Source organism: Rhizobium leguminosarum, from assembly GCF_019798305.1.
Lineage (GTDB): Bacteria > Pseudomonadota > Alphaproteobacteria > Rhizobiales > Rhizobiaceae > Rhizobium > Rhizobium leguminosarum_U.
Window position 1 is genome coordinate 220,524 of record NZ_JAAXDD010000009.1, and the last position, 13,908, is coordinate 234,431.

The window sequence follows — 13,908 nt, forward strand, 5'->3', positions numbered from 1 at the left end:
CATATGTTCTGATGCCATATCAGGCGCCCCGTAACGACAGGCATCCTCTATCCGCAAGCGCATCCGCGCGCTCGTTACCGGCAATGCCGGCATGGCCCTTGCACCAGGCAATGGTCACCAGAACGTTCTGGGATAGTCGAAGATCGACTGCTTTCCAGAGTTCCACATTGGCGATCGTTCGGTTTCGGGCATTGCCATTCGGGTTGCTTTTCTTCCAGCCGTTGTTTTTCCAGATATGTCGCCGGCTGTTGCAGCCTTTGATGGCGTAGACGGAATCGGACCAGATTGTCGCGGGCTCGCCGCTTGCCTCGCTGTTGATCCAGACCACAGCCTTGAGGACGGCCATCACTTCCATCGAATTATTGGCGGAATCTTCCGCGCCACCAAAGCCGGACGCGATTTCCGCTGCATCGCGATTAACGACGAATGCCCAGCCTCCGTGCCCAGAACCGGGTTCATAACAACCGTCCACGAAGACATGGAGGCCGTGTTGAGCTTCGGGTATCCCGACTGTCGTTACGGGGGAGCGGAGTTCGTTGGCAATACCTGTCATTTTCGACGTCCGGATATGAGTACGTTCCCAGCGACCGAGGAGATTGGAGTGGAGTACTTGGCCTCGTTGATTACCATCGGTAGCGTCTTCATAATCGAACACTGGGTCTCTAGCGGTCCGCTGGATAAAATCGCGAAAATACGCTAGGAATTTAGCCCAGCTTATTAAGAGAAATACACTAAGAGAAACCCGCGGCGATCGGGGCCGCAAACGACCGATCGATTCTTTGCTCATTTCGGGACGACGCCGTGAAACGCCGAAACCTGTCTCTTGCCCTCTTCCTTGTCTTCGCAGCACCCGCTGCCGCGCAGACCATTGCTATCTGTGAGGATCTGCGTGGCCGCCTCGCCGACCTGCCGAGATCGATCGGTAACGGCAATGGTCCGGAAGCGCGCCAATACGCCAGCGCCATGGCCGAGCAGAACCTCGAGCTGCGCAAGGTCCGCAACGAGCTGCGCAGCAATGGCTGCACCTCGGGCAGCTTGGTCGTCATCGGCGGCGAGAATGCCGATTATTGCGGCGAACTCGCGCACGCCGAAGCCCGGATGATCGACAATATCCGCTATCTCCAGGATCGCCGTGACGAGCTGCGCAACCAGACCGACGGCAATGACGGCGCGCGCCGCGAACTCATTGCCGCTCTCGACCGTAATGGCTGCAACAGCGAAAACTTCTATGCCCCGAGCGATCGCAGCGCCGACGAACCGGCTCCGAGCATTGAGGAACAGGCGATGCGCACCGATACCTTCATTCCGCTCGGCGGCGGTGACGAGGTCGATCCGCGTTACGGCGTGCCGCGGGCCGAGATGCTCTCTCCGGTCAGCACCATGTGCGTGCGCAGTTGCGACGGCGGCTTCTTCCCGATCAGCTCGAACGCCACGTCGGTCGATTTCGGCCGCGACGCCCAGACCTGCGCCAAGATGTGCCCGGGCATCGAGACCGAACTGTTTTATCGTGACGTGACGAGCACCGAAGCCTCGAACATGATCTCGGTCGCAACCGGCACGCCCTACAGCGCCATGAAAAATGCCTTTGCCTACAAGAACCGCACGCCCGGGGAAAAGTCCTCCTGCGCCTGCAATCTCACCGCTTACTATGAGGAGATGCGCGGCAAGCAGGCGGTGAGCGAACCGCCGCAGCAGGGCTCGATCACCACCATCCGCACCAATCCGCCGGTAAAGGATGCCGCCGCGCCGCAACCATCCGTTCCCGAGCGCCCCTACGATCCCACGCAGAACCGCGTCCGTCAGGTCGGCCCGCAGTTTCTGGCCGGCGACCAGGGCTCGATCGACCTCGCCAATCCGGCAACGCCGGGCCCGCAGCCACAGCAGCAGTGATATCAATCAAGCCACCCAAAACCGCGCGGCGGTTTTGGGACTGCGACATGCATCTTCGATGCGACGCACTTTATTTACGGCTCGTTTCGTCCCCATCCATCATGAAAGATCAGTTCATCGAGCGGCAGCCGCTGCCGCCAACCTTTGACGGAGAGTTCCGGCTCGTCATAGAGCCGATCGACGAAACCGGCACAGAGCCAGGCGACCACCTCGATATGCTCGGGTATGCCGAGAATGCTCTTCAGGTCGCCTTCATGAAAGATGCTGACCCAGCCGATGCCGACCCCTTCCGCCCGCGCCGCAAGCCAGAGGTTCTGGATGGCGCAGACTGTGGAATAGCTATCCATCCTCGGATTGTGCGTACGCCCCAGCACCACGCTGCCGCTGCGCGTGGGATCGCAGGTCACGCAGATCCCGAGCGGCGCCTCGACAATGCCTTCGAGCTTGAGCGAGCGGTAGGCCTGCCGCCGTTCGCCTTCGAACATCAGCGCCGCCTCCTCGTTGGCGCTGGCAAAGGCATCCCGGACGCGCGCCCGCATAATCGGGCTTTTCACCAGAATGAAATTCCACGGCTGCATGAAACCAACCGACGGCGCGTGATGGGCGGCCGTCAACAGACGCTCCACAACATCGTCTGGCAAGGGATCGGGCAGGAACTGGCCGCGAACGTCGCGCCGCGTCATGATCGCATGATAGACGGCCTCGCGTTCGGCCAAGGAAAAACCGGACGCCGCCGAAAGGGCATCCTCATCAAAGGGTCGCATCGTCAAATCCCCAACAACGCAACCGCCCCGCCGTCCGCGCGGATCGGTCTATCTAGCCAGGCCGGTCTTCTGACTGGGCGTCATCCGTCTGCCGCAGCCTTCCCGGCAAGAAGCCAGTGGCGTGATGAAGCGGCAAACGTCGGCCTTACAGCGTTGGGCACGTTCCGGCTTTGCACCGGATTCCCGATTCTCCCGCCTTACCGGCGGGCACCTGACGGCACATCTATTTCAGGAAAGCGCGGCGGCGGCAAGGCGGCCCGCACGCCGCCGCCGACACGCTGCATTGGCCTTCGGCGATGTCGATGACGCCGACAGCAGCCAGGCGACCGCGATCAATGCCGTTGCCTAGCGTATCTCCATGGCGATGGGTGTGGCGATCGCCGGCGGCTTCCTCGAAATTTCGAGCAGCTTTCACGACGGCAGGCTGCTGGTCTCGGATTTCCACCTCGCCTTCTTCAGCGTCTCGGCGATTTCGGCACTGGCCTGTATCACCATCCTGCGCCCGCCGCGCGATGCCGGCGCGGAACTGACGGCGCGTGGCCGCAAGCGCCGTCGCATCGAGCCTGAAGAGGTCGTGGCGGAAAATAGCTGATCGAAACAGATCTGCCTTGCGCGATGGAAGCATTCCTCCACCGTCCAGCGCGATACGGCAGTACCCGCCGGTTCGCTGGGGTTGGCGCCGGCAGGCGCCAGGGTGAAACGACCCGCGTGTACGCCAGCACCCCATTCTACTTTATGATTTATTCACATATCAAATACACACTGCGTTTGCGCGTTTTGGGTTGCTATCAGGACATGGGCATGAGGGCTCGTGATGTGACCGTCAGCGTCGATGCCCGTATTGATACGCCAGTCGGGAACATGTCCGACTGAGCCGCAATTCTAGGCCGCCGCGGAATGTTCCAATTTTTGAAAACGATGCCTCTGACCGCCAAGCTGGCGGCGATTATCGTTGCCGTGAACCTCTGCGGTATTTCCGCTTTCGCCACCTATACCTGGATGTACGAAACCAGGGCCTTGATCGATGGCGCCAAGGCGAACTGGTCCAAGGATGCCGAGCAATTTGCATCTCTGGCAGCGGGCGGCGTGAAATGGGGGAAGGCGAACGCCGTTCGAGAGGCTTATTCGCTCTACCGCGACGACCCCTCACTCGATCTTGTGCAGTTTGCCGCATTCAACGCCGAACCTGCCGCCGTCGATACGTGGGCGCGCGATGGCGTCAGTGGTTTGCCTGCACCAGCCGATCTGGCGAAGAGCCTCAGCGCGAAACCGGAAAAGACGACCATCGATGACGGTAGAATATCTGCCGGCGTCGTGACGATCATCGCGCCGCTCCCGCTGGATAAATCGGGCAAGGCCACCGGCTACATCGTCACGAACTGGTCCGTCGAAAAAATCGCTTCCGAAGTCAGGCGGAAAGTTCTCATTTCGCTGCTCACGCAGTCCGCGATCACCGCCATGGCCGTCGTTGCCTTCCTTCTCGCTATGCGCAGCCTGGTCGGCCGGCCCATCAGGGTGATCAGCGAACGAATCAGCGCGTTGCAGAAAGGCGATCTGGTCTCTCCCGTCACCTACAGGGAAAATGGCGACGAGATCGGCTTTCTGGCGCGTGCATTGGAAGTTTTCCGTCACGAGGCGATTGCGAAGGTCGAGAGAGAGCAGGCCGCTGCCGAGCAGAGCGCTTCGCTCGGCGCCGAACGGGCGCGCAACGCATTGCTGACCGAAGAGGCCAGCAACACGCAACGGCTGGTCATGAACGCTCTCGCAAATGCATTGGAAGGGCTCGCCGCCGGCGACTTCTCGATACACCTGGCCAATGTCGGTCCGGAATTTGATAAATTGCGTCAGGATTTCAACAAAATGGTCGATGCGGTCGCGGCCGCTCTGACAGAGATCAAGACCGCTTCCGTGGCGGTTGAAACCGGCTCCAGCGAACTGGCGGTCTCCGCGGATCAACTCGCCAGGCGGACCGAGCAACAGGCAGCAGCATTGGAACAGACCGCTGCGGCACTGGATGAGGTGACCAACACGGTCAGAACATCGTCGCAACGGGCTGAAAATGCCGGGCAGTTGGTCGAGGAGACAAAGCGGAGCGCCCATGTCTCGGCGACGGTGGTGCGCGATGCAATCGGCGCGATGGACCGGATTCAAACCTCGTCAAGCCAGATCGGCCGCATTATCGGCGTCATCGACGAAATCGCCTTCCAGACGAACCTGCTGGCGCTGAACGCCGGTGTCGAGGCGGCGCGCGCCGGCGAGGCCGGCAAGGGTTTTGCGGTCGTCGCGCAGGAAGTGCGTGAACTCGCCCAGCGGTCGGCAAATGCCGCAAAGGAAATCAAGAACCTGATCAACGTATCCGGCCAGGAAGTTGCCGCGGGCGTCGGGCTGGTGAACGAAACCGGTGACGCCCTGCTGAAGATTGAAGAGCAGATCAACCGCATCAGCGATAGCATCGCTTCCATCGTCCAATCCTATCGCGAACAGGCGACGGGCCTGCAGGAAATCAACAGCGCGATCAACCAGATGGATCAGACGACACAGCAGAACGCGGCAATGGTCGAGGAAACCAACGCGGCTTGCCACGAACTGCTGTCGCAAGGACGCCTGCTGCAGGACTCGGCCGGTAGGTTCGTAGTTGGTGCGTCTACCGCCAGCCAGCCCAAACCCGTTCAAGCCGCCCGCCAAGCTCGTCCCGAGCCCAGAGCCTTCACGCAACGTCATGCAGGTAGCGCCGCCGTTGCCGCTGCTCCCGGTGCCTGGGAGGAGTTCTGACGTCGTCTGCATCCGATAAACCTTAGTTCTCAGCAACCTATAATCAGGAAGGAAACGCTTATGAAGAAAATCGTGCCCGCATTTCTTTTGGCCTGCACCGCATTTGCCATGCCGATCGGCGTATCCATGGCACAGGATGCCAAGCTTGCCCCGATCTCCGACTACGTGACAAGCGATGTAAAGCCCTGGCTTAGCGACCCCGCCATCATCGAGGCTATCAAGGTGCAGAACGCTGCCAACGCCAATCTCAGTGCTGCTGATGTCGACGCCCTTGACAAGAAGTGGCGTGCCGAAGTCGATGGCTCAGACCACTCAATGATCGATGGCGTGCTCAACAATGCCCTGTCGAAATTCCTTCAGGGAAAGAAGGAGGCTTCCGGCGGCAAGATCACGGAAATCTTCGTCATGGATACAAAAGGCCTGAATGTCGGTCAAAGCGACACCACATCGGATTACTGGCAGGGCGATGAGGGCAAGTTCCAGAAGTCTTTCGGAGCCGGCAAGGACGCTGTCTTCGTCGATGAGATCGAAAAGGATGAGTCGACCCAGACACTGCAGTCGCAGGCAAGCGTCACGATATCAGACGACAAGGGAACACCAATCGGCGCCATCACCGTCGGCGTGAACGTCGACGCCCTGTGATCTCAGGAACTCAGTTTTCTAGAACAGTGCGAATGACCGTCGGCCGGAAGCATCTTTAGGGCGACAGGTTTAAATAAAGCTTTGAGCGCGTCGCATGCACGAGATCGAGTGCGACGCGCTTCTTGCCTCGCCGGGGATGTCCCTTCCGCAGAAGCCGTTGCCATCTCCGGGAACGCCGGATTTTCAAGCAGAAAATTCTGCGTGACAACGCGTGGCCGTGACACTACATACGCCTCATGTCGATCACATCAATCTACGCCTCGCGATTTTATTGGTACCGCTACTCTCAGCGGATGCGGGTCCATGCGTAACTGAATTCGACGCGACGACAACCCGAACAGCCGCTAGTCTACCTGGCGGCTTTTTTGTTCCGCCGGTATGACCAAACAGGAGCCATACCGTGTCTGATACCATTGACGATCTGCGCATCGTCGAAATCACCCCGCTGACCAAACCCGCCGATATCATCGCGGAAATTCACCGCAATGCTGCTGTCACCGACACCGTGACCAGCAACCGTGATGCGATCCATAAGATTCTCCGGGGCGAAGACGATCGCCTGCTCGTCGTCATCGGCCCCTGCTCCATCCATGACCCCGTTGCCGCCAGGGAATATGCCAAACGGCTGGCGGAACAGCGCCGCCGCTTCGCCGGCGATCTCGAGATCGTCATGCGCGTCTACTTCGAAAAGCCCCGCACGACCGTCGGGTGGAAGGGCCTGATGAACGACCCGCATCTCGACGGCAGCTACCGGATCGAGGAAGGGTTGAGGATTGCGAGACGCCTGCTGCTCGATATCAATGCCATGGGCCTTCCGGCCGGCTGCGAATTCCTCGACACGATCACGCCGCAATACATCACTGATCTCGTCAGCTGGGGCGCGATCGGCGCGCGCACGACCGAAAGTCAGGTGCACCGGCAGCTTGCCTCCGGCCTTTCCTGCCCGATCGGCTTCAAGAACGGCACCGATGGAGGCGTGCGCGTCGCGCTGGATGCCATCCTCGCCGCCTCGCAGCCGCATCATTTTCCGGCAGTGACTAAAGACGGACAGGCAGCAATCGCCTCGACGACAGGCAATGAGGACTGCCACATCATCCTGCGCGGCGGTAAGCGACCGAACTATGAGACGGCTGATGTCGAAGCCGTCACCAGCGAAGCCGTCAAGCTCGGCGTGGCCCCGCGCATCCTCATCGATGCCAGCCATGCCAATAGCGGCAAGGACCCGATGAACCAGCCGCTCGTCGTCAGATCCGTTGCCGCCCAAATTGCCGCCGGAAACGGCGACATCAACGGCATGATGATCGAAAGCAACCTCGTCGCCGGCCGCCAGGACCTCGTTCCCGGCAAGCCGCTGGTTTACGGCCAGTCCATCACCGACGGCTGCATCGACTGGGATATGTCGGTCGCAGTGCTGGATGACCTGGCGACATCCGCCCGCGAGCGCCGCCGGACCCGCGTTTAGTCGGCGGGGAAATAGCGGACATAGGCGAACTCTTCGCCGTCAGGAGACCAGCAGGGCACGTTGATCGTGCCCTGCCCGCCGAAGAGCTCGAACAGCGTCCTCAGATTGCCGCCGTCCATGTCCATCAGCCGAAGGCGCACGTCGAGATCGCGCGGATGGTCGAACACCGAAGGGTCATAGGACAGGATCAGCACCTTGTCATTGGCAGGCGATGGATGGGCGAACCAATTGCCCTGATTGTCCGAGGTCACCTGCTCGAGCTCGGTGCCATTGGGATGGATGCGCCAGATCTGCATCAGCCCGGTGCGGCTGGAGTTGAAATAGATCCACTGGCCATCCGCCGACCAGTCCGGCCCGTCGTTGCGTCCCTCGCCATGCGTCAGCCGCGTTTCGGCGCCGCCATCGACGGAGATAGTGTAGATATCGAAGAGGTCGTCGCGGATACCGCAATAGGCAAGCTGGCGCCCGTCCGGCGACCAGCCATGCCAGTAGGATGGCAGGTTCTGGGTGACGAGCCGCGGCGTGCCGCCTTCGATCGGCAAGGTGTAAATCGCCGATTTGCCGAATTCGGTCTTGTCGGAGATGACAATCTTCGTCCCATCGGGCGAAATGCCGTGGTCATTGTTGCAGTTGACGGCAAAGCCGGTATCGACCTTGACCACCTCGCCACCATCGAGCGGCAGGCGATGGAGCAGCCCGTCGCCATTCAGCAGCAGGTAGGAACCATCCGGCGAGAAGTTCGGCGCCTCCACCAGCCTGTCCGTTTGCCAGACCTCGCGGGCCCTGCCCGTCCTGACATTGTAGATCTCGACCGAGCTGCGCATGTTTCCTCCCGAAAATCTTACAGCGCCGCGCGTCGTTCAGACGCGTAAAGGACGCTGGAGCACTTTGAATTGCCGCCGTCAGTGATCCCGATTGCGTCAGCGATCCCGATTGCGTCAGCGATCCCTGAAGCGGTTGGTGATCGGATAACGCCGGTCGCGGCCAAAATTCTTCTTGGTGATCTTAACACCCGGCGCCGATTGCCGGCGCTTGTATTCGGCGAGATAGAGCAGATGCTCGACCCGGTGGACGGTCGCAACATCATGGCCACGCGCGACGATCTCCTCGACCGCCATTTCCTTCTCGACAAGGCATTCGAGAATATCGTCGAGCACGGGATAGGGCGGCAGCGAATCCTGGTCCTTCTGGTCGGGACGCAGCTCGGCCGATGGCGCCTTGTCGATGATATTCTCCGGGATCACCTCGCCTGACGGCCCCAGCGCACCCGCCGGTACGTTTTCGTTGCGCCAGCGGGAAAGCGCATAGACCTGCATCTTGTAGAGGTCCTTGATCGGATTGAAGCCGCCGTTCATGTCGCCGTAGAGCGTGGCGTAGCCGACCGACATTTCCGACTTGTTGCCCGTCGTCACCACCATCGAACCAAACTTGTTGGAGATCGCCATCAGGATGACGCCGCGCGCCCGGCTCTGCAGGTTCTCTTCGGTGATGCCGCTATCCGTACCCTGGAAGAGAGCGGAGAGCGCAGTGCTGAAGCCCGTCACCGGCTGTTCGATCGGCACGATGTCGTAGCGGCAGCCGAGCGCCTTGGCGCAATCGGCCGCATCCTTCAGCGAATCCTCGGAAGTATAGCGGTAGGGCAGCATGACGGTGCGCACCCGCTCCTCGCCGAGCGCATCGACGGCGATTGCCGCGCAGATCGCCGAGTCGATGCCGCCGGAAAGGCCGAGCACCACGGTTTTGAAGCCGTTCTTGTTGACGTAGTCGCGAAAGCCGAGCAGGCAGGCGCGGTAATCGGCCTCCTCGCTTTCAGGGATATGCGCCATCGGCCCTTCAGCGCAATGCCAGCCGTTTTCGCCGCGCTTCCATGTCGTCACCGCGAGCGCCGTCTCGAACTGGCTCATCTGGAAGGCTAGCGACTTGTCGGCATTGAAGGCGAAGCTTGCCCCGTCGAAGACGAGTTCGTCCTGGCCGCCGAGCTGGGCGGCATAGATCAACGGCAGGCCGGTCTCGATCACCTGCTTCAGCACCACCTGATGGCGAATATCGACCTTGCCGCGATAATAGGGCGAACCGTTCGGCGACAGCAGGATTTCAGCCCCGCTTTCGGCCAGCGTCTCGCAGACGCCGAGATCGCCCCAGATATCCTCGCAGATCGGAATGCCGATGCGCACGCCGCGGAAATTCACCGGCCCGGGCATAGCGCCCTGGTCGAAGACGCGCTTCTCATCGAACTCACCGTAGTTCGGCAGGTCGATCTTGTCACGCACCGCGAGCACCTTGCCGGCGTCGAGCACGGCGACCGAATTGTAGCGGCCGGTCTCGTCCTGCCGGGGAAAGCCCATGATGACGCCCGGCCCGCCATCGGCAGTATCGGCCGCCAAGCTCTCGACCGCCTTCCAGCAGGCGCGGATGAAAGCGGGTTTCAGCACCAGATCCTCCGGCGGATAGCCGGAGATGAAAAGCTCGGTCAGGACGAGCAGATGCGCGCCCTCCCGCCCCGCATCGGCACGCGCCTCGCGCGCCTTGGCAAGATTGCCGGCGACATCGCCGACCGTCGGATTGAGCTGGCCGATGGCGATGCGGAAGATATCAGAAAGGGCGTTTTCCTGTGTCATGTCATTTATTTAGCCTGCACCTTTCACGACCGCAACATGTTGGCGCCAAAAGCGGCGCCTAACGGTGACGAAATTTTTATGAACGGATTGCGCATGGCGCCGCGCGGCGCCGATACGCATTGCAATTTACCGGCGGAGCGGAATACTGGCGCCGAAGTGATAACGGGCATCGGAAACAGGCCATGTATAATCTTTCGAATTTCGTGCATCTTCATTTCGATAAGCCGGCCGATGAACTCGGCGAGATCGAAAAGCGCGTGCTGGCGAAAGCACACGAACGCAAGATCATCTCCACGGATGTCAACGCCGCCTTCTCAGCCGACGCCTCCTTCGGCGAGCGCATCGCCGACAGCATCGCCCGCATCGGCGGCTCTTGGTCCTTCATCATCGCCTTCTTCGTTTTCCTCATCGCCTGGACTGTCATCAACACCATCATTCTGATGACCGGCGCCTTCGATCCCTATCCCTTCGTCTTCCTGAACCTGATCCTGTCGATGCTTGCCGCCATCCAGGCGCCGATCATCATGATGTCGCAGAACCGCCAGGCCGAGCGCGACCGCTTCGAGGCCGCCAAGGATTACGAGGTCAACCTTAAGGCCGAGCTCGAAGTACTCTCCCTGCACCAGAAGATCGACATGCACGTACTGACCGAGCTGACGGGGCTGCGCGAGGACGTGGCCCGCCTCAGCGCCGCGCTTGCCGCAAAGAGCTAATGCATGTCACCCAAAGTGTGCAGCGGTTTTGGGACAACGACATGCATCAGATAAAAGCTTAAAGCGCGTCACATGAATCCGACGCCCTTTAAGGTGGATTCACCGCGTATTGCGGAAGGCCATCAGGGATCTCGTAGAAATCGGCCTTGTCGGCACAGAAAATATGATAGCCGAAGGCCAGGCCGCTCGGTGCATCGAAGGCGCCGGCCATGACCGAAATCTGCGCCGATCCGTCGCGCCGCCAGAACAGCGCGGAACCGCAATTCGAACAGAAGCCGCGCTGCGCGCCCTCGCTCGATCGGTACCAGCGGATCGCCTCAGCGCCCTCGATCGAAAGAGCCGCGCGCGCCACGTCGGCGGCGGCGTAGTATAGCCCGGTCTGCCGGCGGCATTGCGAGCAATGACAGCCGACGACAGGTCCAGGCTTCGCCGTCGTTGAAAATCGCACGGCGCCGCAAAGGCAGCCGCCTGCATGTCGCTCGGTCATATCAGTCCCCTGTTCCTGAAAGAAACGTTGCCGCCGATCTTCTCCGGCGTCAAATCCATTTCCCTGAACGAGCCATCAGAAATCTTGAAGGTCGCAGGTCTTGTGCGTGCGTGTAGCAGCGAAACATCGGCGCAGCGCGGGAAACGGAAGCCCCTTATGCGTGCATCTCCTTACAACTTACCTTTGGTTGCATTGCAAAAAAAACTCCTCGGAAAGATTTTGATTTTCCGGAACATACCAAATTTCATAACATTCCTGTACATCCATTACGTTTATTAGATATTCCAAATTAATATCCTTTGATCTACAGTCGCAACCACTGATCGATATCCAGCGCGGTCAGCCTGCGAGGTGAAAGATGAGTATTCTCCACCGCTTCTCTTAGGACAACCGCGGCGCTGCGGCGATCGAATTCGCGATCGTCGCGCCGCTGTTCCTCCTTGTCGTCCTGACAATGATTGCTTACGGCATCTATCTGAGCGCTTCCCACGCGGTACAACAGCTGACCGCCGATGCCGCGCGCACCGCCGTTGCTGGCATGACCAGCCTGGAGCGATCGCAGCTAGTCGATGATTTTATCAGTCAGTCGACCATCGACCATCCGCTGCTCGATAAGACCAAATTGCACGTCACCGATACCACCGACCCCGGCAATGCCAACCAGTTCACCGTGACGGCGGAATACGACGCCAACAACCTGCCGATCTGGAATCTCTACACTTTTCCTCTGCCCGACCACATGATCCGACGCTTCGCGACCATCCGGATGGGAGGGCTTTGAGATGCGCACCTTCAGCGCCCGCCTGCGGTACCTCGCCACCAATCCGTCAGGCAATATCGCCATCATGGCAGCGCTCTCAGCCCCTCTCATCCTCTATTCGCTCGGTCTCGGCGTCGACTACGGCATGATGACGCTGCAGCAGCGCCGGCTGCAGCAACTGAGCGATATCGGCGCTATCGTTGCCGCCGCCGACATCAACCACGCCGCCGACAACCTCGTCGCCAATTTCGGCCAAAACGGCCTCAACATCGCCGTCCGCACCGACACGGGCTATGCGACGAAGAAGGGCGCGCAGCCGTTGACATCAGACCTCACGCAGTTCGACGCCGTCGCCGACTACACCCCCGGCACCTATCTCGCCGATGCCTCAGTGCCGCTCGGCAGCCGTTTTGCCGCCGGCACGCAGCCCTACGACGCGGTGAAGGTCGGCATCTCTCAGAAGGCGGAACTGATCTTCGCCACAGCCTTTGCCGCCGCTCCCAACCTGAGAGCGGTCGGCACCGCCTCGGCCTCCAAGCTTGCAGCCTTCTCGATTGGTTCACGGCTGGCGAGCCTCAATGGCGGCGTGCTGAACTCGCTGCTCGGCAGCCTGCTCGGCACGAGCCTCTCGCTGAAGATCGCCGACTACGAGGCACTCACATCAGCCGATATCAAGCTGCTCCCCTTTCTCGACATGCTGGCGACCGATCTCAACCTCACCGCCGGCACCTATGACGAGTTGCTGGCGACTGACATCTCTTATCCCAGACTCTTGAAGACGCTCGGCAAGACAGGCGGCCTGACGCCCACCGTCACCAATGCGCTCAATACGATCGAAAAGGCGCTCGGCACGACGCAGGTCAAGATCAACCTCGAGGATCTCTTCGATCTCGGCCCCACCGGCGAGCGCGGCATCGGTAGCGGCTCCCACCTTTCAGCCGAGGCGAGCGTGATGGATATCGTCTCGGCGGCAGCCGTTGCGGCGAACCAGAAGAAGCAGGTCGCCGCCAATCTCGGCGGCTCCGTGCCCGGGCTTGCCACGGTCAAGCTGACGCTTGCCATCGGCGAGATGCCGAAGGGTGCGGCCTCGAACGGGATCGGCGCCGCTGGCGCCACCGTCCGCACCGCACAGGTGCGCCTGGCGCTCGAAGTGTCGGTGCTCGGCGCCAATTCCCTCGCCGGGCTGAAGGTACGGGTGCCCCTCTATCTCGAGGTCGCCCATGCCGAGGCCAGGCTCGCGAGCATCACCTGTCTCGGCGGCGGTGCCAGAAACGCGAGCGTTGGGGTCGACGTGGTACCCGGCGTCGCCGAAATGTCGCTCGGCGACGTCGATCCCAAAGCCTTCGTCAATTTCGACAGCCCGGCACGCGTCAACCGCGCCACGATGATCGACGCGTTGCTACTCAGCGTCTCCGGCATGGCGCATGTCAACCTGAGCAACCTCAGCAAAAGCAAGCTGACCTTCCAGCCGACCGACATCGCCGCCAAGACCATCAAGAACGTCTCGACCAAGGATACGCTGACTTCGGCCTCGCAGTCGCTGATGAAGGAAACCGATATCCAGGTAAGCGTGCTCGGACTCGGCGTCGGTCTGTCGAAAACCGTCGTGCAGGCTGCCGTCGCCGATATGCTCTCGGGGCTGACCAAGCCACTCGACGAACTGCTCTTCAACCTCCTGACCCTGCTCGGTGTCAAGATCGGCGAGGCTGACGTGCGCATCACCGACGTACGCTGTCAGCAATCGGTGCTAGTGCAATAAGACCCTTTGCATCGCCCGTGCCTTGTCCCAAACTGCAGTTG

At 60.7% G+C, this 13,908-nt stretch carries 12 protein-coding genes, 1 pseudogene and 1 riboswitch; of the genes and pseudogenes, 8 read left to right on the forward strand and 5 right to left on the reverse strand.

Going from position 1 to position 13,908, the window contains the following annotated elements; genetic code table 11:
- Positions 1–19: 19 nt before the first annotated feature.
- The gene (locus tag HFO99_RS18095; RefSeq protein ID WP_222362622.1) at positions 20–553 is read right to left on the reverse strand and encodes a ribonuclease H; all 534 of its coding nucleotides are present in this window, start codon (positions 551–553) and stop codon (positions 20–22) included.
- A 248-nt stretch (positions 554–801) separates the two neighbouring features.
- Between HFO99_RS18095 and HFO99_RS18100 the strand changes: the two genes are divergently transcribed.
- A complete protein-coding gene (locus HFO99_RS18100; RefSeq protein WP_222362624.1) occupies positions 802–1,890 on the forward strand; it encodes a DUF2865 domain-containing protein in 1,089 nt (362 codons plus the stop codon).
- 74 nt (positions 1,891–1,964) lie between these two features.
- Here the strand turns inward: HFO99_RS18100 and bluB are convergent, their stop codons facing one another.
- Entirely contained in the window at positions 1,965–2,654 is a 690-nt protein-coding gene (gene bluB / locus HFO99_RS18105) for a 5,6-dimethylbenzimidazole synthase (protein WP_222362626.1), read from the reverse strand.
- A gap of 41 nt (positions 2,655–2,695) precedes the next feature.
- Positions 2,696–2,884: riboswitch (cobalamin riboswitch) on the reverse strand.
- Between the two features lie 50 nt (positions 2,885–2,934).
- Between bluB and HFO99_RS18110 the strand changes: the two are divergent.
- The 4 genes and pseudogenes from HFO99_RS18110 to HFO99_RS18125 all read left to right on the forward strand — a co-directional run.
- Positions 2,935–3,246: pseudogene (locus HFO99_RS18110) on the forward strand (MFS transporter); the annotation flags it as partial.
- A 305-nt stretch (positions 3,247–3,551) separates the two neighbouring features.
- Complete coding sequence (locus HFO99_RS18115; RefSeq protein WP_222362629.1) at positions 3,552–5,426, forward strand: methyl-accepting chemotaxis protein; 1,875 nt, start codon at positions 3,552–3,554, stop codon at positions 5,424–5,426.
- A gap of 60 nt (positions 5,427–5,486) precedes the next feature.
- Positions 5,487–6,068 carry a hypothetical protein gene (locus HFO99_RS18120; protein ID WP_222334980.1) on the forward strand — a complete coding sequence of 194 codons (582 nt, stop codon included), beginning with the start codon at positions 5,487–5,489 and terminating at the stop codon, positions 6,066–6,068.
- Positions 6,069–6,468: 400 nt separating this feature from the next.
- The gene (locus HFO99_RS18125) at positions 6,469–7,530 is read left to right on the forward strand and encodes a 3-deoxy-7-phosphoheptulonate synthase (protein WP_222362631.1); all 1,062 of its coding nucleotides are present in this window, start codon (positions 6,469–6,471) and stop codon (positions 7,528–7,530) included.
- Here the strand turns inward: HFO99_RS18125 and HFO99_RS18130 are convergent.
- A complete protein-coding gene (locus HFO99_RS18130) occupies positions 7,527–8,354 on the reverse strand; it encodes a TolB family protein (RefSeq protein WP_222362633.1) in 828 nt (275 codons plus the stop codon). The two genes, HFO99_RS18125 and HFO99_RS18130, sit on opposite strands and share 4 nt — an antisense overlap.
- A gap of 114 nt (positions 8,355–8,468) precedes the next feature.
- On the reverse strand, positions 8,469–10,148 hold the full coding sequence (locus HFO99_RS18135) for an NAD+ synthase (protein WP_222362645.1): 1,680 nt from the start codon (positions 10,146–10,148) through the stop codon (positions 8,469–8,471).
- A 182-nt stretch (positions 10,149–10,330) separates the two neighbouring features.
- Here HFO99_RS18135 and HFO99_RS18140 point away from each other — a divergent pair, with 182 nt between their 5' ends.
- Entirely contained in the window at positions 10,331–10,861 is a 531-nt protein-coding gene (locus tag HFO99_RS18140; RefSeq protein ID WP_222362648.1) for a DUF1003 domain-containing protein, read from the forward strand.
- 88 nt (positions 10,862–10,949) lie between these two features.
- Here HFO99_RS18140 and HFO99_RS18145 read toward each other — a convergent pair whose 3' ends face one another.
- Positions 10,950–11,348, reverse strand: coding sequence for a GFA family protein (locus tag HFO99_RS18145; RefSeq protein ID WP_222362650.1), 399 nt, complete (start codon positions 11,346–11,348; stop codon positions 10,950–10,952).
- A gap of 406 nt (positions 11,349–11,754) precedes the next feature.
- Between HFO99_RS18145 and HFO99_RS18150 the strand changes: the two genes are divergently transcribed.
- Together HFO99_RS18150 and HFO99_RS18155 are read left to right on the forward strand one after the other, a co-directional pair.
- Positions 11,755–12,129 carry a TadE/TadG family type IV pilus assembly protein gene (locus HFO99_RS18150; RefSeq protein ID WP_222362771.1) on the forward strand — a complete coding sequence of 125 codons (375 nt, stop codon included), beginning with the start codon at positions 11,755–11,757 and terminating at the stop codon, positions 12,127–12,129.
- Position 12,130: 1 nt separating this feature from the next.
- Positions 12,131–13,867 (forward strand): pilus assembly protein TadG-related protein, encoded by a 1,737-nt coding sequence (locus HFO99_RS18155; RefSeq protein ID WP_222362652.1) that lies wholly within the window; start codon positions 12,131–12,133, stop codon positions 13,865–13,867.
- Positions 13,868–13,908: the final 41 nt, after the last annotated feature.